A 19,653-nucleotide genomic window follows, 5' to 3' on the forward strand; every position below is an offset into this window, starting at 1 on the left:
GGGGCGCGGGGAACTGCGCGAGCAATCACGACGAGCCGTTCGCCCGCGTACGATCTCCACCCCCACGGTGCGACCCGGCATCAACTGCATTAACTCCTCCTTAGCTCACAGCGTGAACTAAGGGTTGGGAAAATATCGCTTCCGCCCTCCCGAAGGAGTATGTTGCAGGTCGGGCAGGGTTCGTGAAGGGAGCCACATGGCGGGGCGGAACGGGCGCACGGTACGCGACCTCAGAAGGGCCAACCGCACGGCCGTGCTGCAACGACTCTACTTCGACGGCCCCCTCAGCCGCTTCGAGCTGGGCCCGGCGACGGGCCTGAGCTCCGGCTCGGTGAGCAACGTGGTCGCCGACCTGGTCGCCGACGGCCTGGTCGAGGAGGCCGGCAGCGTCGACTCCGACGGCGGCCGCCCCCGCACCCTGCTGCGCGTCGCCCCGCGGAGCGGACACATGATCGGCGTGGACGTCGGCGAGACCCGCGTCCGGGTCGAGCTGTTCGACCTCAACCTCACCGAACTGGCCCGCGTCGAGCGTCCGCTGGAACAGCAGGGCTACGACGTCGAAGTGATCGTCGGCCACATCCGGGACGGCATCGACGAGGTCCTCGCCACCGAGGGAGCCTCGCCCGAGCTGCTCCTCGGCGTCGGCGTCGGCGTCCCCGGCATCATCGAGCACACCGACGACCGGGGCGCCCTCGTGCACGGCCAGACCATCGGCTGGGACGCCGTCCCGCTGGAGGAACTGCTCCGCACCGGCTGCCGGCTCCCGGACTCCGTGCGGTACTTCATCGACAACGGCGCCAAGACCCTGGGCCAGGCCGAGATGTGGTTCGGCGCCGGGCGCGGCGCGGACGACGCGGTCGTGGTGCTGTTCGGCTCCGGCGTCGGCGCCTGCCTGGTCTCCGCCGAGGTGGAGCACGGCAGGGCCGTCGAATGGGGGCACCTGACAGTACGGGTGCGCGGCCGCCGGTGCCGCTGCGGCGCGCTCGGCTGCCTGGAGGCGTACGCCGGTGCCGAGTCGCTGCTCGCCCGCTGGCGGGAGGAGGGCGGCCGGCCGGCCGAGGGCCTCGACGAGGAGAGCGCGCTCACCGCGATGCTCGCCGCCGCCTACCCGCCCGAGGGCACCGAGCCCGACCCGGTCGCGCTCGCCGTCCTGGAGGAGACCGCCGAGTACCTCGGCGCCGGCCTCTCCGACCTGATCAACCTCTTCCAGCCCGAGCGGATCCTGATCGGCGGCTGGGCCGGGCTCCAGCTCGGCGCCCGCTTCCTGCCCGCCGTACGCCGGTACGCGACCACGTACGCGCTGCGCCACCCCGCCGAGCAGGTCACCATCGACCTGGGCCGGCTCGGCCCGGACGCGGTCACCGTCGGCGCGGCGATCCTGCCCCTCGCCGACTTCTTCAGCCGCGGCGGCCGTCGCGCGGAACCGGTGACCGAGGACCGGCTGCCCGCGTGGCGCACGGCCCTGGAGGAGCGCAGCCCGCGCTGACCAGCGCACGGCCCCGCCGATCTCCGTGCCGACCCGGCGTTTCGCCCGGTTCCGCCGAGGTACTCGCCTGACGCTCGGGACGACGCGAGGCGCGAGGGGAGTACGCCGTGGACGGGAAGCACGACGGCAAGCCGGTACCCCGGGACCTGCCGGACCAGCAGGCCGGGCCCGGCCGGGACCCGTGGGAGGCGGCGGAGAGCCGGCCGCCGCAGGATCACGACGACGATCTCCCCGACCCCGACGAGGCCGGCGCGGGCCCCGGCGGCACAGCACGCTCGGGCGCCCTGCACCCCGAGGACCCGGTGCCCGACGAGCCGTCGGCCTGAGCACGGGGAGACAGCTGGCCGGCTCCACCGACCCCATGGACCGGCCGATCCAGGCGGCGCGGCCGGGGTGAGCAACCCGTCGTTCCCCGGGCCGAGTTCGAGTCCTACTACGGCCGCCCGGTCATCAAGCCGCCGTCCTGGGCCGCCCCCGACATCGCCGGGTACTTCTTCCTCGGCGGCCTGGCGGGTGCCGGGTCGGTCCTCGCGGCCGGCGCGCACCTGACCGGCCGTACGACGACCGCCACCGCGCCGAAGGCCGCCGTATCCCTCTCGGGCGCCGCGCTCATCCACGACCTGGGCAGGCCGGAACGGTTCGCGAACATGCTGCGGGTGTTCAAGCCCACCTCGCCGATGAGCATGGGCTCCTGGCTGCTCGGTGCCTACGGGCCCGCGGCGGGTGCGGCCGCCGCGAGCGCCGTCAGCGGCCGGCTGCCGCGGCTCGGGGGCGCGGCAACCGGCGCGGCGGGGCTGCTCGGGCCGGCGGTCGCCACGTACACCGCGGTGCTGGCCGCCGACACCGCCGTACCGGCCCGGCACGGCGCCCACCGTGAGCTGCCGTACCTGTTCGCCGCCTCGGCCACGGCCGCGGCGGCCGGCATGGCCCTGGTGGCGGGGCCCGCCCGGGAGAACGCGCCCGCGCGCTGTGCCGCCGGGCTGGCGGCGCTGGCCGACGTGGCGATGGAGAAGGCGGCCGGGCGGCGGCTGGGCCCGGTCGCCGAGACCTGGCAGGACGGGCGTGGCGGGACCCTGCTGCGTGCCGCGCGGCACCTCACCGCGGGGGGTGCCCTCGGGGCCGTCGTGCTCGGCGGCCGCCGGGCGCCCGCGCTCGCCTCGGGACCCGCGCTGCCGGCCGGTTCGGCGTGCACGCGCTTCGGAGCCGTGGGACAGCGGTCCCGCCCCGGGTGTCCGAACGCCCGGGGCGGCTCAGGCGAACGCGTTCACGCCCGTCAGCTCCGCCGACAGGTCCCACAGCCGGGCCGCCTGCTCGGGGTCGACCGCCCAGGACTTCACACCGGTCGGCTCGCCCTCCACGGCGGGCTCGGCGATGTCGCAGTCCTCCAGGTACACCCCGCCCATGCCCGCCAGCTGCGCGGAGGTGGCCGCCCAGGTCTGGGTGGCCGCGCCCTGCTCGGGCGTCTTCAGGCCCGCGAACTCCAGCGGGTTGCCCTGCTCGTCCATCCAGCCGCGCTCGATCTTCTCCGCGCGGGGGATGTGCCGCTGGAGCGGGGTCATGATGCCGCCGGGGTGCAGGGCGAAGGCCCGTACGCCGGTGTCCCGGCCGAGCCGGTCGAGGTGCACGGCGAACAGCACGTTCGCGGTCTTGGCCTGGCCGTACGCCTGCCACTTGTCGTAGCCGTGCTGCCACTGGACGTCGTCCCAGCGCATCCCGGAGAAGTGGTGGGCGCGCGAGGAGACCGACACGACCCGGGCGCCACCGGGCTCGAGGGCCGGCCAGAGCCGGTTGACCAGGGCGAAGTGCCCGAGGTGGTTGGTGGCGAACTGGGCCTCCCAGCCGGGCCCGACCCGGGTCTCCGGGCAGGCCATGATCCCCGCGTTGTCGATCATGAAGTCGACGGTCCGGCCGGAGGCCAGGAACCGCTCGGAGAAGCCGCGCACGCTGTCCTGGTCACCGAGGTCCAGCTCGTCCACCTCGACCCCGTCGAGGCCTGCCAGCGCCTCGCGGGCGGCCTCGACGCGCCGTGCGGGGACGACGACGCGGGCGCCGGCCTTGGTGAGGGCCCTGGTGGTCTCCAGGCCCAGCCCGGAGTAGCCGCCGGTGACGATCGCGAGCCGGCCGCCGAGGTCGAGGCCCGCCAGGACGTCGTCGGCCGTGCTGTCCGCGCCGAAACCGGAACCGATCTTGTGCTGAGGAGTCGTAGTGCTCATGTCGTGAACGCTACGAATTGGAGTGCTCTCGAAGTCAAGCGGACGCCCTGGGGCTTCGGAAACGGCCCCGAACAGGGGAAAGCCCCGACCGCGACGGGGGATTCGCGGCCGGGGCGGCCAAGGGGTGGGCACGGATGGCGGTCGCCTCTCGGCGAAAGGCTCCACAGGGCTTCAGCCGAACGATCGTCCCTGTGGGCAAAAGGTGAGGCCCGGGGACACTGTCCCATCCGCACCCACGGCTTGTTCAACGGACAACCACCCCCGGCTGTTCCGGGCCTGCGGGTGATGCGCGTCACCCATGGGTGGCGGGAAGGTCCCGCCACCCTGGCCCAAGACTGGTCGCGGATTTGCCCGGACGTTTCCCAAGCATGTGCAAATGCCCGGGCAAATCTCCGGTTGACGACTCCTGAACCGCCGGGCAGGAGGGGCTCGCGCAGGTCACTTCCGGCCAGGTGGATCTACCCTCGATTGCATGACCGAGATAGCGAGCCCGTACATCTCCCAGCCGCGGATCCTGGTGCTCGGGGTCATGACCGGCAGGCCCGGCACCCCGCCCTTCCGCATCGTGGAGATCGACGGGGAGGTGGTCTGCCAGGCCCGCACCGTCACGGACGTGCTGGAGGTGGCCGCGTCCTTCGGTATCCGGGTCCACGACCTGGACGACCCGGACGTGGTCCGCTGGGTGGGCGGGGACAAGTTCACCTGGACGCCCCGCCCGTCGCGCCGCCGCTAGCCGGCGCGCCCCGCGCTCAGCCGACCGTCCACTTCTGGTTGGCGCCGCCCGAGCAGGTCCAGATCTGCAACCGGGTGCCGTTGGCCGAGTTGTTGCCGGTCACGTCCAGGCACTTGTTCGCCTGTGGGTTCACTATGTCGTTCGCCGAGGAGACGGCCCACTTCTGGGCGGCGCTGCCGTTGCAGTCGTAGAGCTGCACCGCCGTGCCGTCCGCCGTGCCGCCGCTGGTGACGTCCAGGCACTTGCCCAGCGCGCGGATCGTGCCGTCGCTGCCGACCGTCCACTGCTGGGCGGCGGTGCCGTTGCAGTCGTAGAGGTCGACGGGCGTGCCGTTGGCGGTGTTCGCCCCGGCCACGTCCACGCACTTGCCGGCCAGGCCCTTGATCGCGACCCCGGTGGCGCTGTCACTGGTCGTCACGGACACCGAGTCCACCACCAGCTGTGCCGGGAAGGCGGTCGAACCGTCCGGGTCGCCCGGCCAGTAACCGCCGACGGCCAGGTTCAGGATCAGGAAGAACGGCTTGTTGAACGCCCAGGTGTTGCCGCCCACGTCGGCGGGCGTGCGCGTCTGGTAGACGACACCGTCGACCGACCACTTGATCGAGTTGGGTGCCCAGTCGACGGCGAACGTGTGGAAGGCGTCCGCGAACGCCTGCCCGTTCGCCAGCGAGTAGGCGGCACCTATGCCGTTGGAGCCGGAGTAGCCGGGGCCGTGGATGGTGCCGTGGATCGTGGAGGGTTCGTAGCCGACGTTCTCCATCACGTCGATCTCACCGGAGTTCGGCCAGCCGACCGACCCGATGTCGGTGCCGAGCATCCAGAACGCCGGCCACATGCCCTGCCCGCGCGGGATCTTCATCCGGGCCTCGACGTGCCCGTACTGCGCGCTGAACTTCCCGGAGGTGTTCATCCGGGCCGAGGTGTACTGGCAGGTGCCGTACCAGCACTGGTAGTTGGCGGGGTTCTCCTTCTTGGCCGTGATGACCAGGTGCCCCTGGCCGTCGAGGGCCGCGTTGTTGGTGCCCGAGGTGTAGTACTCCCTTTCGTGGTTGTTGACGTTGTCGCCGGTCTCCATCGTCCACTTCGAGGAGTCGACCGGCGAACCGGCGGCTCCGTCGAAGTTGTCGGAGAAGGTCACGGCGGCCGCGCTCGCGTCGGTGGACGCGGACGTGGACGCGGCCCGCGCGGGCCCGACGGCGGCCGTCGCGACCAACGCCGCGGAGAGCGTTGCGAACAGACATCTACGGAGCAATCGTGGGGAAGCCACGGCTCTTCCTTCCGTACGGCGGCCGGGTGCGGGGAGGCAGCCGGCCGGAGTGGGGGGTGAAGGCGTCGCCTCTTGATTTAAGAAGTGAGATAAGTGGCGCGTCAATACCTTGGTACGGACCAGAATAGGAAGAGGGGCGGCCTCCTCGGAGACCGCCCCCCGGGTCACGCCTTGCGCTTGCGGGCGTGCACCGCCCGGCCGAGCCGTCGGCCCAGCAGCAGCCAACCCACCAGCGCGCCCGTGGTGTTGAGGATGACGTCGTCCACGTCGAACGCCCGGCCGGTGACCAGTGCGCCCTGGGCCATCTCCACCAGCAGCATCACGATCGCGGTGAGCAGCAGCACCCGTACGATGCCCCGGGCGCCGGGCGCGAGAACCGGCACCAGGATCCCGAACGGGACGCCGAGCAGGATGTTCCCGCCGATCTGCTTCACGGCGTCACGGAACGCGGGCTGGTCCAGATAGAGCTTGAGAGTGGCACCGGGGTGCAGATTGGTGTGGGCGATCGACACCGACGCGGGGGACGGATCGAGCGTCAGCTTCGCCAGGACGACGGCGAACGCCACCATCGCGGCGAAGGCGAACAGCATGGCCAGCAGCCGCAGCGGGAGGGGCAGCGGACGGCGCTCCACACCGCCGGTCTTGGCGGCGGGTTTGGCGGAGGCTTTGGCGGCCGGCTTGGTGGAGGCTTTGGCGGCCGGCTTGGTGGAGGCTTTGGTGGCCGGTTTGGTGGAGGCTTTGGCCGGAGCCTTGCCGGTGCCCGCCGGCTTGGCGGTGCCGCCCTTCTTCGGGGTGGCCTCGGATGCGGTGCGGCGGACCTTGACCACGCGTGCGGCCCTGGTGAACAGTCCCTCCCGTTTGCCGGTGCCCTCGTCCTTCTTCGGCCCCTCACGGGGGTCGCCCTTGGCGGTGCGCAGGCGCGAGGCGGCGCTGGCCATGAGTCCTCCACTCGTTCAATTGTCGGCGTGGTAACGCTGTTACCCCCCAAACACCTGGAGATGCCGCCGTTCGGCACGGACAAGGGGCCGAGAGCGCGGGAAGACCCCGGCCCTCGGCCCCGCCGCGTCGCTCAGACCGTCCCGTAGGACACGTGCACCTCCGTGAAGCCGAGGGAGTGCAGCAGGCCCTCCAGCATGTCCGTGGTGTTGGTCTCGGCGCGGGTGGTCAGCCCGCTGCTCTTGGCCGCGTCCGAGATGTGCTTCACCGCGAGCTTCTGGACCGCCTGCTCGCTGTTCGGGTTGTCCGAGAACAGGTCGCCGAGCCGGTCCAGCAGACCGCGCTGCTTGGAGACGGCGTACGAGTGGTCGGCGTCCAGGGTGGCCTTGCCGAGCTGCGCGTGCGGCAGCCGGATGGTGGCCTCGGTACGGTCGCCGTTGACCGTCACGTCCTTCTGCGCGATCTTGCCGAGGTCGACATAGGAGTCGACGGTGCCCGCTCCGACGTACAGGGTGCGGGTGCCGCGGATCGCGCTGGGCAGGTACTTGGCGTCCTTCTCCAGGTCCACGACGACCTGGAAGTTGCCGGAGGCCGCGTCGTAACGGCTCATGTCCTGGATGGACTTGAGCAGCGCCGGGCCGGTGTTGTCGCGGGTCTCCGTGCCGAACAGGTCCTTGATCCCCGGCAGCACCGCCAGTTTGATCCCGGCGAACAGCACCACGAGCACCAGTACCAGCGCGGTGACCAGTTTCGCCCAGACGGGCATCCGCCGGGGCCGGGCCGTGACGGGAGCATCCTGCGTGGTGCTCCCCTTGCTCTCCTTGGTGGAACTCGCCATGTGACGGTCCTCCTTTCCAACGACACGAATGCCCGCCAAAAGCCCTGCCAGACCGTGTTGTTGGCTGATTGAGACAGCTGAGGCAGGACTGATACACGCGGTGGTACGGAGCCCGCTCCGCTGAGCGGAACAGGAAGCGACAGGACACCGCCGCCGGATCACGCTGTCCCCCAGAAAGGTCGAGGCCACCCGCTGCAGTGGAGGAAACGCCCATGTGTCCGAGAACTCCGGCCCGTTCGCTGTCCTGGTCCGACGGGAGCCGATCATGAGAAGGCGGCTTCTGGCCCGTGTCGGCGTGCTGACGGCCACCGCCGTCGCATCCGTCGGCCTGTTCACGATCGACGCGCAGGCGGCCACCACGGTCGGTTCCGGCACGCCGGCGAGCTGCACCGAAGCGGCGTTCACCGCCGCACTCGCCGCGGGCGGCACCGTGACGTTCGACTGCGGTGGGGCCGCGACCATCCCGATCACGAGCTACAAGATCCTGACGCAGGACACCACCATCGACGGAGGCGGGAACGTCACCCTGGACGGAGGCGGCATCTCGCGCATCTTCGTCGTCAACGGCAGTCCGACTCTGACGCTGAGCAACATCACGCTGAACGGCGCCACAGCCACCGCACCCGGGAGCGCCAACGCCGGGAGCGGTGCGGCGATCTACGGCTCCGGCGGCACGTACAACCTCACGAACGTCACGATCCAGAACGGCAGGACCAACCCCCTCTTCTGCGGCGGTGCGATCGCCACCGGTTCGACCGCGCACATCAACGTCATCGACAGCACGTTCCGGTCGAACTCGAGCGGCTGGGGCGGTGCGATCTGCACGACCGGGTTCGTGTACAGCAAGAACAGCCACTACCTGCTCAACCACGCGGTCGCCTCGGACGGCACCGGCGGCGCGATCATCGTGGAGAACGGCGCGGATCTGGACCTCGACGGCGGGGACGTGAACGGCAACTCGGCCTTCCAGGGCGGCGGCATCATGGTCTGGGGCAACTCGGTCGCAAGGGTGCACTCCACGAGTGGCACGCCGGTCAGCTTCGCCGCGAACCAGGTCGCCGACTCCGGCGGCGCCCTGTTCAACGCGGCGAACAACCTCACCGGTTACCTGAGCGTCGCCGACGCCGCCTTCGTCGGCAACTCGGCACCGGCCGGCACCCTGTTGTCGGGGTACGGCGGAGCGGTGGCGGCGGAGGGCGTCCAGACGTTCATGACCAGTGTGTCGTTCCAGCAGAACCAGGGACGTTTCGGCGGTGCGGTCTTCGTCGGCAACGGCAAGGGTGCCATCAACGCGTCCATCGACCACGCCACGTTCGACCACAACGCGAGCGGGTCATGGGGCGGCGGGCTCTACACGAACACCGGGGCGACCCTCTCCGTCACCAGCACCGCCTTCACGAACAACCAGGCCACCGGTGCCGGGGGCGCCGTCGCGCGGTTCGCCGCCAAGCTCACGTTGACGGACACGTCCCTGACGAACAACACGGCGGGCCAGGTCGGCGGCGGCCTCTACAACGACTCCGGTCCCACCGGAGCCGAGGGCGGCTACACCGAGATCCACGACTCGACGATCGCGGCGAACACGGCACCGTCCGGCGGCGGCCTCTACAACAACGCCGAGGCGAACCTGCAGAACGTCACGGTGCTGAACAACACCGGCGGGCTGTACCAGGCGAGCGGTACGGCGATCACCCGGGCGTCCGACTCCGTCTGGCAGAACCCGAACTCGTCCAACTGCGCCGGCACCGGGGCTGTCTCCTCCGCCGGGGGGAACTTCGCCACCGACACCACCTGCGGACTCACCACGACGACCACGGACCGGCAGGGAACCGGACTCAACGCACAGCTCGGCACCCTGACGAACGACGGCCCGAACACCACCTGGTACGCACTGCCCCTGGCAGGCAGCCCGCTCATCAACGCGGCCGTGCCCACGTGTTCGACGACGGATCAGCGCCACGCCTCCCGTCCCGACGCGTGCGACATCGGCGCGGTGGAGTTCGGCGGCATTCTCTAGCCGACACGGTTCCCGACGGCCCGGGTCCACGCCTCAGGCAGGAGACCCGGGCGCGGGAACCGCCCGACGCGCCGGGAAGGCCTCGTGCCCGCGCGCGGCCAGTTCCGCGATCCGGCGGGCCGATGCCGAACCCGGGTCCGCGGTGACGAGGACGATCTCCTGGTCGTCCTCCGGTACCAGCAGGACGTCGCAGTTCAGGCGCAGCCGCCCCAGCTCCGGATGGTCCAGGACCTTGGTGCGGTGTCCCGGGGCGTGCACCGGATGGGCGGCCCAGATCCGCCGGAACTCCGCGCTCTGCGCACGCAGTTCTTCCAGCAGGGCGGCGAGGTGCGGGTCGTGCGGATAGCGCTCGGCGGCCCGCCGCAGCCTGGCCACCACGATGTGCCCGGACTCCTCGGCACCGGAGCTCTCGTGCATCCGCCCCTGGCCGAGGAAGCGCCGCCGCGCCAGGTTGGCCGTGCCGTGTCCCAGGTCGCCGCCGAACAGCAGCTGGGCGAGGGGGTTCCAGGCCACCAGGCCGTAGGCCGCGTCCGTGACGATCGCCGCGGTGTCGGGCAGCCGCTCCAGCAGGCTGGCCACGTGCGGTCGCACCCGCCGTACCGCCGCCGTGCCGGGCGGTGGTGCGGCGGTGCCGGCCAGCCGGAAGAGGTGGCTGCGCTCGGCAGGGGTCAGGCGCAGCGCCCCGGCCAGGGCATCCAGGACGCGCGGGGAGGGGCGGGGGCCGCGGGCCTGCTCCAGGCGGATGTAGTAGTCGACGGACATGTGGGCCAGCTCGGCGACCTCCTCGCGGCGCAGCCCGGGCGTGCGGCGGTCGGTGCCCGGCGGCAGCCCCACCGTCTGCGGACGCAGGCCCGCCCGGCGCTCGCGCAGGAAACGGGCCAGTTCCTGCTTCGCCATGCCGCCGTCGCCTCCTCGGTCCTCCCGGTGCAGGTCCTCCCGGTGCAGGTCCGCCCGGTACAGGTCCGTCCGCCCGGTACAGGCCTGTCCGCCTGGTACAGGTGGTCCCTGGCAGGGCGGACGCGGCCGGGGGACCGTGGCTGTCATGAACGATCGCACAGCACTCGTCACCGGTGCCAACAAGGGCATCGGCTTCCATGTCGCCAGGCTCCTCGCCGAGCAGGGATTCCGCGTCCACGTCGGCTCCAGGGACGCCGCGCGTGGCGAGCGGGCCATCGCGGAGATCGGCGGCGCCGCGCGGCTCCTCGTCCTCGACGTCACCGACCCCGCCGGCATCGAGCGGGCCGCCGCCCGCGTCGACCGCCTCGACGTCCTGGTCAACAACGCGGGTGTGCAGCCGGTGACCGGCACCCCCTCCGGAACCGGCGTCGAGGGCTTCCGGCAGACGTACGAGACCAACGTCTTCGGCGTCGCCGCGGTCACCAACGCCTTCCTGCCCGCCCTGCGCCGCTCCGCCCACCCGCGCATCGTGAACGTCTCCAGCGGCACCGCGTCCCTCACCTGGAGCACCGGGCCCAATCCGCAGTTCGCCCACGGCAGCCCCCGGTCCGCCGCCTACCGCTCCGCCAAGGCCGCCCTGAACGCGCTGACCGTCCTGTACGCCCAGGAGCTGGCCGAGGACGGGATCAAGGTGAACGCCCTGGCCCCGGGGCGGCGGGCCACCGAGCTGGTGCCCGGTGCGGCCGTCGGGGGCGGCGATCCGGCCGAGGGCGCGCAGGGCGTCGTACGGCTGGCGCTGCTGCCCGACGACGGACCGACCGGCGGGTTCTTCTCCTGGGACGGCACACCCGTGCCGTGGTGAGAGCCGCGCGGTCCGTAGCATGAGCCCGTAGCCCGTATTGATCATGCGAGGAGCGGATCGTGCGAGACATCGCCGTCTTCAGCGGCAGCGCCCACCCCGAGCTGGCCGAGGAGGTCTGCGCGCACCTCGGGGTGCCGCTCAGCCCGACCCGGGTCAGCAGGTTCGCCAACGACTGCCTGGAGGTGCAGCTCCAGGCCAACTGCCGGGAGCGGGACGTCTTCCTGATCCAGCCCCTGGTCCGGCCGGTGCAGGAGCACCTGGTGGAGCTGCTGCTGATGTGCGACGCGGCCCGCGGCGCCTCCGCCGGCCGGATCACCGTCGTCATGCCGCACTACTCCTACGCCCGCTCCGACAAGAAGGACGCCCCGCGCATCTCGCTCGGCGGCCGGCTGGTCGCCGACCTGCTGGTGGCCGCCGGTGCGAGCCGGGTCCTCGCCATGACCCTGCACGCCCCGCAGGTGCACGGCTTCTTCTCGGTACCGGTGGACCACCTGCACGCGCTGCGCGAGCTGGCGGCGCACTTCCGGCGGTACGACCTGTCGCGTACCACCGTCGTCTCGCCCGACCTCGGCAACGCCAAGGAGGCCGCCGCCTTCGCCCGGCTGATCGGCGCCCAGGTGGCGGCCGGGGCCAAGCAGCGCTACCCGGACGACCGGGTCACCATCAGCTCGGTGATCGGCGAGGTGGCCGACCGGGACGTCATCGTCCTCGACGACGAGATCGCCAAGGGCAGCACGGTCATCGAACTGCTCGAACGGATCCGGGAGTTGGGGCCGCCGCGGTCGATCCGGATCGCCTGTACGCACGGGCTGTTCGCGGCCGGGGCGCTCAAGCGGCTGAGCGAGCAGCCCGACGTGCTGGAGATCGTCTGCACCAACACGGTGCCGGTGCCCGCCGAGGAGCACACCGACAAGCTGCGGATCCTGTCCATCGCCCCGGCGCTGGCGGAGGCCGTACGCCGTATTCACAACGGTGAGTCCGTGAGCGCCCTGTTCGACGAGCCGCGCAACCTCTAGACAGGAAAGGAGGAGTTGCAGCGCTGGACCGCGCTCGGCAACACCGACGCGATCAGGAGGCCCCCAGTGGCGAAGGCCAGGTTCGAGCGGACGAAACCCCATGTGAACATCGGCACCATCGGGCACATCGACCACGGCAAGACGACACTCACCGCGGCCATCACCAAGGTGCTGCACGACAAGTTCCCCCAGCTCAACCCGTTCACCCCGTTCGACCAGATCGACAAGGCGCCCGAGGAGCGGCAGCGCGGCATCACCATCTCCATCGCGCACGTCGAGTACCAGACCGAGCGCCGGCACTACGCGCACGTGGACTGTCCCGGCCACGCCGACTACATCAAGAACATGATCACCGGGGCCGCCCAGATGGACGGGGCGATCCTGGTGGTGGCCGCCACCGACGGGCCGATGCCGCAGACCAAGGAACACGTGCTGCTGGCCCGCCAGGTGGGGGTGCCGTACATCGTCGTCGCGCTCAACAAGACCGACATGGTGGACGACGAGGAGATCCTGGAACTGGTGGAGCTGGAGGTGCGCGAGCTGCTCACCGAGTACGAGTTCCCCGGCGACGACGTCCCGGTGGTCAAGGTCTCCGCGCTCAGGGCCCTGGAGGGCGACCCGCAGTGGACCGCGGCCCTGCTCGAACTCCTCGACGCGGTGGACGAGTTCGTGCCCGAGCCGGTGCGGGACGTGGACCGGCCGTTCCTGATGCCGATCGAGGACGTCTTCACCATCACCGGCCGCGGGACGGTCGTCACCGGCCGGATCGAGCGGGGTGTGCTGCGGGTCAACAGCGAGGTCGAGATCATCGGCATCCACCCGCAGAAGACGCGGACCACGGTGACCGGCGTCGAGATGTTCCGCAAACTCCTCGACGAGGGCCGGGCCGGGGAGAACGTGGGTCTGCTGCTGCGCGGGGTCAAGCGTGACGACGTCGAGCGCGGCCAGGTCGTCATCAAGCCCGGAACGGTCACCCCGCACACGGAGTTCGAGGCCCGCGCCTACATCCTCTCCAAGGACGAGGGCGGCCGGCACACCCCGTTCTTCGAGAACTACCGCCCCCAGTTCTACTTCCGCACCACCGACGTGACCGGGGTCGTCACCCTGCCCCCGGGCACCGAGATGGTGATGCCGGGCGACAACACCACCATGCACGTCCAGCTGATCCAGCCGATCGCCATGGAGGAGGGCCTGAAGTTCGCGATCCGCGAGGGCGGACGGACCGTCGGCGCCGGCCAGGTGACGAGGATCCTCACCTAGGGGCCCCTAGGGGACCGGGGAGAGATCACAGCGGTACTGGTGGCAACGGTGTCATAAGGTGCCGGACGTGGCCTCGGGCTGGCCCAGGGCCGCGTCCAGCGTCGCCCTGGGCGGCAGGAGCCGCGACAGCCCGGTCACCTTCAGCACCCGCAGGGTCAGCGGGTGCGCGCAGACCAGCTGGAGCTGTCCGCCGCGCTCCAGTACCCGGCTGCGCGCCCGGTACAGCAGCCGCAGCCCCGAGCAGTCGAAGAACTCGACGGGCAGCAGGTCGATCACCACCCGGGCGCTCTCCTGGGCGGTCACCCGGTCCAGGTAGGGCGCGATCTCCGTCGCCGCCGCGATGTCGATCTCGCCCCTCAGCTCCAGTACCGTGTGGCCGCGGTCCTGATGGACGCGCAGGTGCCGGGAGAGCGGCGCGGGATCCTGCCGGGGGTCCTGGCGCACGACGACATCACCTCCCACCCCTGCCGGTTCAATTCCGTTCCCCGCCTTGCAAGTTACCCTCGATGGAGGGAATTTGAGCATGTTCGATTGACATATGTCTGCTGCTTCGACTCGCCATTTTCTGTGGCGTGCGCGACAGTCGGCGAACGGGCACGTGGGAGCGGTACCGCAAGACTACGACAGCGCGTGCCACGCCTTGCTCAGCGCCTGGCGGAACTGCTCCTCCTGGTGCGCGGTGAGCTCGCGGACCATCCGCTCCTCCAGTTCCCGCACCGGTCCGGCGACCCCGGCGAGCAGTTCGCGCCCGGCGTCGGTCAGCAGGATCAGCAGCTCGCGCCGGTTGCGCGGATTGCGCTCCCGCCGGATGAACCCACGCGTCTCCAGGGACCGTACGAGGTCGGCCATCGACTGGGCGGTGACGAAGGAGTCCCGCGCCAGCTGGGCCGCCGAGAGGCCGTCATGGCGCTCCAGGACGGTCAGGGCCGTGTACTGGAGCGCCGTGATCCCGGCGGGCTTCACCAGCTCGTCGAGATGCGAGCGCACCGCCAGCTCCACCTGCTTGACCATGTACAGCAGCGAGGGGCGTGTCTTTGTACCGACCATGCGTTCACCCTAGACCATTGACAGGAATCCTGTCTGTAATCAGACTGCGAGCCAGGGATGAGACCAACAGGAATCCTGTTTGTTGAAGGCTAAGCGATCAACGCTGGGAGTGGGCAATGACGACCACCTTCGAGTCCGGACCGGGGCAGCTGTTCATCGGCGGACAGTGGCGGGAGGCCGCCGACGGGGCCCGGACGGAGGTGACCGACCCGGCCACCGGCCAGGTGATCACCACCGTCGCGGAGGCCGGCGCCGCCGACGTCGACGCCGCCGTGCGCGCCGCCCGCGAGACCTTCGACGCGGGGGAGTGGTCGGGACTCAGCGGCCGGGAGCGCGGCCGCGTGCTGCACCGCGTCGCCGCGCTGATCCGCGAGAACGCCGAGGAGATAGCCGCCCTGGAGAGCCTGGACGTCGGCAAGCCCATCACGCTCGCCGGAGCCGTCGACGTCACCAACGCGGCCAGCGACTACGAGCACTTCGCGGCCCTCGCCCACTGCCTGGACGGCGCCGTCCGCGACATCCCGCTCAACGCCCTCGCCTACACCCGGCGCGAACCGATCGGCGTGGTCGCCGCCATCACCCCCTTCAACTTCCCGCTGATCCTGGCCGGTTCGAAGATCGGCCCGGCCCTCGCCGCCGGCAACACGGTCGTCCACAAGCCCGCCGACGAGACCCCGCTCAGCGCCCTCTACATGGCCCGCCTGTTCAGGGAGGCGGGGGTTCCCGACGGTGTCGTCAACGTCGTCACCGGTGCCGGACCGGTCGCGGGCGAGGCCCTGCTGCGCCACCCGGGCGTCGACAAGGTCGCCTTCACCGGGTCCACCGCCATCGGCCGGCATGTGGCGAGCACGGCCGGGGAGGCGCTCAAGCCGGTCACCATGGAACTCGGCGGCAACGCGGCCCACCTCGTCTTCGAGGACGCCGACCTGGAGAACGCCGTCGGCGCGGTCATCAAGGCCTTCGTCTTCAACACCGGCCAGTTCTGCATGGGCGGCCCCCGGCTCCTGGTCGCCCGCCCGGTCTACGCCACCCTGCTCGGCATCCTCGCCGAGGCCGTCCCCGGCGTCCCGGTGGGCGGCCCGCGCGACCCGGCCACCGTGGTCGGCCCGATGGCGGGGGAGAGGCACCTGCGCAAGGTCGAGGAGTACGTCGAACTCGCCCGCAAGGAGGGCGGCCGCATCGTCTGCGGCGGCGAACGCCTCGACCTCAACGGCGGCTTCTACTACAAGCCGACGGTCATCGCCGACCTCCCGAACGACTCCCGGGTGATCCAGGACGAGATCTTCGGCCCGGTCCTCACCGTGCAGCCCTTCGACACCGAGGACGAGGCCGTCGCCCTCGCCAACTCCACGCCGTACGGCCTCGCCTCGGGCATCCAGACCGGCAGCCTGGCCCGCGCCCACCGCGTCGCCGCCCGCCTCCAGGCCGGGATCGTCTGGGTCAACGACTGGGCGATGCTCGACCCCGCCGTCCCCTTCGGCGGCGTCAAGGCCTCCGGCTTCGGCCGCGAGTACGGCCCCGAGTCCCTCGCCGCCTACACCAAGGTCAAGTCCGTCGTCGTCTCGCTCGACTGAGCCCCGCAGACCAGGAGTTCCCACGATGTCCCTCACCACCCGAGCCGCCGTGGTCGAGTCCGGCGGCGCGCCCTTCACCATCGGCGACGTCGAACTCGCCGCGCCGGGACCGTACGAGGCGCTCGTCCGCATGGTGGCCACCGGTCTGTGCCACACCGACCTCAGCGTGGCGAGCGGCGGACTTCCCTTCCCGCTGCCCGGAGTCCTGGGCCACGAGGGCGCCGGCGTCGTCGAGGCCGTCGGCTCCGCCGTCACCGGCGTGGCCCCCGGCGACCACGTCGTACTCTCCTTCACCTCCTGCGGCACCTGCCGCAACTGCCACGGCGGCCACCCCGCCTACTGCACCACCTGGCTGCCGCTCAACCTCATCGGCGGTCGGCGCGCAGACGGCACCGCCACCGTCAGCCGGGACGGCGAGCCGCTCGGCGGCCACTTCTTCGGCCAGTCCTCCTTCGCCGAACGGGCGTTGGTGGACGAACGCAGCCTGGTCAAGGTCGACCCGGACGTGCCGCTGGAGTCGATCGCCCCGCTCGGCTGCGGTGTGCAGACCGGGGTCGGCGCCGTGTGGAACGTCCTGGGCCCGGCCGCCGGCAGTACGGTCGTCGTGCTCGGCGCCGGAGCCGTCGGTCTGTCGGCCGTGATGGCCGCCGGGCTCACCCCCGCCACCACGGTCGTCGCCGTCGACCGGGTGGCCGAACGCCTGGAGCTGGCACGGGAGGTGGGTGCCACCCACACCGTCGACGCGACCCGGGAGGACGTGCCCGAGGCCCTCCGGCGCATCTCGGACGGAGCCGGCGCCGACGGCATCGTGGAGACCACCGGCAACGTCGCCGTCCTCCGCCAGGGCGTCGACGCGCTGGCCGCCCGCGGCACCCTGGTCGTCGTCGGAGCCCCGCCCTTCGGCACCGAAGTCCCGCTGGACGTCAACGGGTTGCTGGCCGGCAAGCGGATCGTCGGCCTGACCCTCGGCGACAGCGAGACCCAGGCCTTCATCCCGGCCCTGGTCCGGCTGGTCCGCGAGGGCCGGCTGCCGCTGCACCGGCTGATCAGCACCTACCCGTTCGCCGAGATCGACCGGGCGGTGCAGGACATGAGCACGGGCAAGGCGATCAAGCCCGTGCTCACCTTCTGAGCCCGTCCCGGGGGCTCAGTCCACCACCAGGACCAGCTTGCCCGTGGTCCGGCCGGTGCCGCCCAGCTCGTGCGCCTTGGCGGCATCGGCCAGCGGGAAGGTCCCCGCGACCGTGGCCCGCAGCTTCCCCTCCTCGACCAGTGCGGCGACCGCCCGCATCCCCGCCCGGTCGGCGTCCACCAGCATCCGCACCGCCCGGACCCCGAGCCGCTCGGCCTCGTCGTACAGCTCCCTGGACCCCACCGGCAGGATCGACACCAGGATCCCGCCCGGCCGCAGCACCCGCAGCGAGGCCGTCGAGGTGTCACCGCCGATGGTGTCCAGGACGACGTCGGCGTCCCGCACCGCCTCCGTGACGTCCACGGACCGGTAGTCCACCGGCTCGTCCACACCGATCTCCCGCAGGAAGTCGTGCTTGCCCGCGCTCGCCGTGCCGATCACGTACGCCCCGCGCGCCTTGGCGATCTGCACCGCCACATGCCCGACCCCGCCGGCCGCCGCGTGGATCAGCACCCGCTGCCCCGGCCGTACGCCGGCGTTCTCCACCAGCGCCTGCCAGGCCGTCAGCGACACCAGCGGCAGCGCGGCCGCCTGGACGTGGTCGATCCCGGCCGGCTTGGGCACCAGCGCGCGGGCGGGGACGGTCACGTACTCGGCGTGCGTGCCGTGCCCGTACGGGTAGGACGCCATCCCGAAGACCTCGTCACCGGGCCGGAAGGCGGCGACGCCGATCCCGGTCTCCTCGACCGTGCCGGCGACGTCCCAGCCGAGGACGAAGGGCGGCTTGCCCAGGAAGCCGCCCGTCTCCCGGTGCTTCCAGTCGGTCGGGTTGAGGCCGGCCGCCCGCACCCGGACCAGTACCTCGTTGGGGCGCGGCTTCGGCCGTGCCGTCTCGATCACCTTCAGCACCTCGGGGCCGCCGAGGACGTCCTGGCTGATCGCACGCATCGTGTTCACATCGTTCATGGTCACCCAGCCTGCCGGGACCCGCCCGGCGGGAAAATGGCAAGATGGCCAACCTTCGATGGAATCGTGCCAGCACTCCCTCCTGGCGAGGACCGGCCCCCTTCACGGCAACGGCAACGGCAACGGCAGCGAGCGGCGGGGGCGGGCAGGCGCAGAGGATCGGCGGCCGTGCCGGAGCGCTCAGCGGCTCATGTGCAGGGCGACCAGCAACTGCCAGACCTGGTCCGCCACGTCGTCCGGACCTGCGTCGAGCAGGCCGTGCAGCCAGTCGGCCAGCACCCCGGCGAAGGTGGCGGCCACCGCCGAGGCCACCAGCGGGGCGTCCGCCGCGCCCACCAGCTCCCGCTCGGCCAGGCTGCGCGCCCGCAGGTCGCGGTGCAGCACCCGGCCCAGCGGACCCCCGCCGCCCGGCGCGAGCAACTCCCGGTACAGGGCCGCGTGCGGAACCAGCCCGGCGAAGAACTCCCGCAGCGCGGGCGGCGCGTGCACCGGGTCCGGCCGGCCGCGCCAGGCGTGCAGTGCGTCCACGGCCTCCCGTACGACGTCCGCGCAGGCGTCCACCGCCAGCGCCTCCAGGCCGTCGTAGTGGACGTAGAAGGTGGCCCGGCCCACCCCGGCCCGGCGCACCACCGCGGCCACCCCGGCCTCGGCCAGCGGCCGCTCGGCGCACTCGTCGAGGAGCGCCGCCCGCAGCCGTGCCCGGGTGCGGGCGGACCGCGGGTCCTCGGCGGCCGGGCGGCCGGTCATCGGGCGGCGAGGACGGCGGCCAGGGCGAGCGCGCCGGGCAGCGCCTGCGCGAACAGGATCCGACGGTTGGCCGTGACCGCGCCGTACACCCCCGCCACCACCACGCACGACAGGAAGAACACCTGGGCCCGGAATCCCGTCGGGTCGGCCGCGACCAGCCCCCACACCAGGCCGGCCGCCAGGAAACCGTTGTAGAGGCCCTGGTTGGCGGCGAGCGGCGCGGTCCGCCGGGCCAGTTCCGCGTCGAAGCCGTGGAAGCGCATCCCAGGGCTCTTCTGCCACAGGAACATCTCCATCACCAGGATGTACGCGTGCAGCGCGGCCACCAGCCCGACCAGCACGTTCGCCAGTATGTCCATGTTCGGCGGATCCTCCCCATCTCTTGAACAGGTGTCCATCATAGCTGGACAGATGTCCAGGAGGTCCGGAGGGTGCGTCGGCTCGGACATGGGGGTGCATGTCGGGAAGTCGCGGTCAGGAATGGGTATTTGTTGATTTGCCGCCAACTGGCGGAGCGTGACGGAACCCTCACTTCCTCTGCTCGCCGAGGTTGATCCTTTCGGGTTCAAACCCGATAAGCTCCCTTCCGTCACGGCGAGTTGACGCGCCCCACGGTGGGTACGTCCCGCCGTGCGCACTCATGAGTGCGGCCTTCGCACACT

Annotated in this window: 20 protein-coding genes and 1 pseudogene; 10 read left to right on the forward strand and 11 right to left on the reverse strand. The window is 71.6% G+C overall.

The features are described from left to right. The first annotated feature begins 196 nt into the window (after window positions 1–196). From ACWGKQ_RS03000 to ACWGKQ_RS03010, 3 genes and pseudogenes are all read left to right on the forward strand, one after another. Complete coding sequence (locus ACWGKQ_RS03000) at window positions 197–1,486, forward strand: ROK family protein (protein ID WP_453290095.1); 1,290 nt, start codon at window positions 197–199, stop codon at window positions 1,484–1,486. A 107-nt stretch (window positions 1,487–1,593) separates the two neighbouring features. Continuing rightward, window positions 1,594–1,812, forward strand: coding sequence for a hypothetical protein (locus ACWGKQ_RS03005; protein ID WP_453290096.1), 219 nt, complete (start codon window positions 1,594–1,596; stop codon window positions 1,810–1,812). 180 nt (window positions 1,813–1,992) lie between these two features. After that, window positions 1,993–2,139, forward strand: a pseudogene (locus ACWGKQ_RS03010) (NrfD/PsrC family molybdoenzyme membrane anchor subunit); the annotation flags it as partial. Between the two features lie 53 nt (window positions 2,140–2,192). Here the strand turns inward: ACWGKQ_RS03010 and ACWGKQ_RS03015 are convergent. Further along, window positions 2,193–2,678, reverse strand: a complete 486-nt coding sequence (locus tag ACWGKQ_RS03015; RefSeq protein ID WP_453290097.1) for a hypothetical protein — start codon at window positions 2,676–2,678, stop codon at window positions 2,193–2,195. A gap of 58 nt (window positions 2,679–2,736) precedes the next feature. Continuing rightward, window positions 2,737–3,699, reverse strand: a complete 963-nt coding sequence (locus tag ACWGKQ_RS03020) for an SDR family NAD(P)-dependent oxidoreductase (RefSeq protein ID WP_453290098.1) — start codon at window positions 3,697–3,699, stop codon at window positions 2,737–2,739. A 472-nt stretch (window positions 3,700–4,171) separates the two neighbouring features. Here ACWGKQ_RS03020 and ACWGKQ_RS03025 point away from each other — a divergent pair, with 472 nt between their 5' ends. Next, complete coding sequence (locus ACWGKQ_RS03025; RefSeq protein WP_453290099.1) at window positions 4,172–4,432, forward strand: hypothetical protein; 261 nt, start codon at window positions 4,172–4,174, stop codon at window positions 4,430–4,432. 16 nt (window positions 4,433–4,448) lie between these two features. Here ACWGKQ_RS03025 and ACWGKQ_RS03030 read toward each other — a convergent pair whose 3' ends face one another. The 3 genes from ACWGKQ_RS03030 to ACWGKQ_RS03040 form a co-directional block, all read right to left on the reverse strand. Next, window positions 4,449–5,699 (reverse strand): ricin-type beta-trefoil lectin domain protein, encoded by a 1,251-nt coding sequence (locus tag ACWGKQ_RS03030; RefSeq protein ID WP_453290100.1) that lies wholly within the window; start codon window positions 5,697–5,699, stop codon window positions 4,449–4,451. A 164-nt stretch (window positions 5,700–5,863) separates the two neighbouring features. Next, a complete protein-coding gene (locus ACWGKQ_RS03035; RefSeq protein WP_453290271.1) occupies window positions 5,864–6,331 on the reverse strand; it encodes a VanZ family protein in 468 nt (155 codons plus the stop codon). Window positions 6,332–6,768: 437 nt separating this feature from the next. Continuing rightward, window positions 6,769–7,473, reverse strand: a complete 705-nt coding sequence (locus ACWGKQ_RS03040) for a DUF4230 domain-containing protein (protein ID WP_453290101.1) — start codon at window positions 7,471–7,473, stop codon at window positions 6,769–6,771. 265 nt (window positions 7,474–7,738) lie between these two features. Between ACWGKQ_RS03040 and ACWGKQ_RS03045 the strand changes: the two genes are divergently transcribed. Beyond that, window positions 7,739–9,490, forward strand: coding sequence for a choice-of-anchor Q domain-containing protein (locus ACWGKQ_RS03045; RefSeq protein WP_453290102.1), 1,752 nt, complete (start codon window positions 7,739–7,741; stop codon window positions 9,488–9,490). Between the two features lie 33 nt (window positions 9,491–9,523). Here the strand turns inward: ACWGKQ_RS03045 and ACWGKQ_RS03050 are convergent, their stop codons facing one another. Continuing rightward, the gene (locus tag ACWGKQ_RS03050) at window positions 9,524–10,387 is read right to left on the reverse strand and encodes a helix-turn-helix transcriptional regulator (RefSeq protein WP_453290103.1); all 864 of its coding nucleotides are present in this window, start codon (window positions 10,385–10,387) and stop codon (window positions 9,524–9,526) included. Between the two features lie 145 nt (window positions 10,388–10,532). On the opposite strand from ACWGKQ_RS03050, the gene ACWGKQ_RS03055 reads away from it, so the two are divergent. From ACWGKQ_RS03055 to tuf, 3 genes are all read left to right on the forward strand, one after another. Continuing rightward, the gene (locus ACWGKQ_RS03055) at window positions 10,533–11,249 is read left to right on the forward strand and encodes an SDR family oxidoreductase (RefSeq protein WP_453290104.1); all 717 of its coding nucleotides are present in this window, start codon (window positions 10,533–10,535) and stop codon (window positions 11,247–11,249) included. A 59-nt stretch (window positions 11,250–11,308) separates the two neighbouring features. Further along, window positions 11,309–12,265, forward strand: coding sequence for a ribose-phosphate diphosphokinase (locus tag ACWGKQ_RS03060; RefSeq protein WP_453290105.1), 957 nt, complete (start codon window positions 11,309–11,311; stop codon window positions 12,263–12,265). A gap of 66 nt (window positions 12,266–12,331) precedes the next feature. Continuing rightward, the gene (gene tuf / locus ACWGKQ_RS03065) at window positions 12,332–13,525 is read left to right on the forward strand and encodes an elongation factor Tu (protein ID WP_453290106.1); all 1,194 of its coding nucleotides are present in this window, start codon (window positions 12,332–12,334) and stop codon (window positions 13,523–13,525) included. A 51-nt stretch (window positions 13,526–13,576) separates the two neighbouring features. On the opposite strand, the gene ACWGKQ_RS03070 is transcribed toward tuf, so the two are convergent. Both ACWGKQ_RS03070 and ACWGKQ_RS03075 read right to left on the reverse strand, forming a co-directional pair. After that, a complete protein-coding gene (locus ACWGKQ_RS03070) occupies window positions 13,577–13,969 on the reverse strand; it encodes an anti-sigma factor antagonist (RefSeq protein WP_453290107.1) in 393 nt (130 codons plus the stop codon). Window positions 13,970–14,143: 174 nt separating this feature from the next. After that, entirely contained in the window at window positions 14,144–14,572 is a 429-nt protein-coding gene (locus tag ACWGKQ_RS03075; protein WP_453290108.1) for a MarR family winged helix-turn-helix transcriptional regulator, read from the reverse strand. A gap of 116 nt (window positions 14,573–14,688) precedes the next feature. Here ACWGKQ_RS03075 and ACWGKQ_RS03080 point away from each other — a divergent pair, with 116 nt between their 5' ends. Together ACWGKQ_RS03080 and ACWGKQ_RS03085 are read left to right on the forward strand one after the other, a co-directional pair. Next, the gene (locus tag ACWGKQ_RS03080) at window positions 14,689–16,146 is read left to right on the forward strand and encodes an aldehyde dehydrogenase family protein (RefSeq protein ID WP_453290109.1); all 1,458 of its coding nucleotides are present in this window, start codon (window positions 14,689–14,691) and stop codon (window positions 16,144–16,146) included. A gap of 25 nt (window positions 16,147–16,171) precedes the next feature. Beyond that, window positions 16,172–17,278 carry an NAD(P)-dependent alcohol dehydrogenase gene (locus ACWGKQ_RS03085; RefSeq protein WP_453290110.1) on the forward strand — a complete coding sequence of 369 codons (1,107 nt, stop codon included), beginning with the start codon at window positions 16,172–16,174 and terminating at the stop codon, window positions 17,276–17,278. Window positions 17,279–17,293: 15 nt separating this feature from the next. On the opposite strand, the gene ACWGKQ_RS03090 is transcribed toward ACWGKQ_RS03085, so the two are convergent. From ACWGKQ_RS03090 to ACWGKQ_RS03100, 3 genes are all read right to left on the reverse strand, one after another. Beyond that, window positions 17,294–18,244: an NADP-dependent oxidoreductase gene (locus ACWGKQ_RS03090; protein WP_453290111.1), complete on the reverse strand. Its 951-nt coding sequence runs from the start codon at window positions 18,242–18,244 to the stop codon at window positions 17,294–17,296. A gap of 180 nt (window positions 18,245–18,424) precedes the next feature. Beyond that, window positions 18,425–18,991: a TetR/AcrR family transcriptional regulator gene (locus ACWGKQ_RS03095; protein ID WP_453290112.1), complete on the reverse strand. Its 567-nt coding sequence runs from the start codon at window positions 18,989–18,991 to the stop codon at window positions 18,425–18,427. Continuing rightward, on the reverse strand, window positions 18,988–19,350 hold the full coding sequence (locus tag ACWGKQ_RS03100) for a DUF1304 domain-containing protein (RefSeq protein ID WP_453290113.1): 363 nt from the start codon (window positions 19,348–19,350) through the stop codon (window positions 18,988–18,990). Before ACWGKQ_RS03100 ends, ACWGKQ_RS03095 begins: the two co-directional genes overlap by 4 nt. Window positions 19,351–19,653: the final 303 nt, after the last annotated feature.

It is taken from the genome of Streptomyces sp. NPDC054770 (assembly GCF_053611985.1).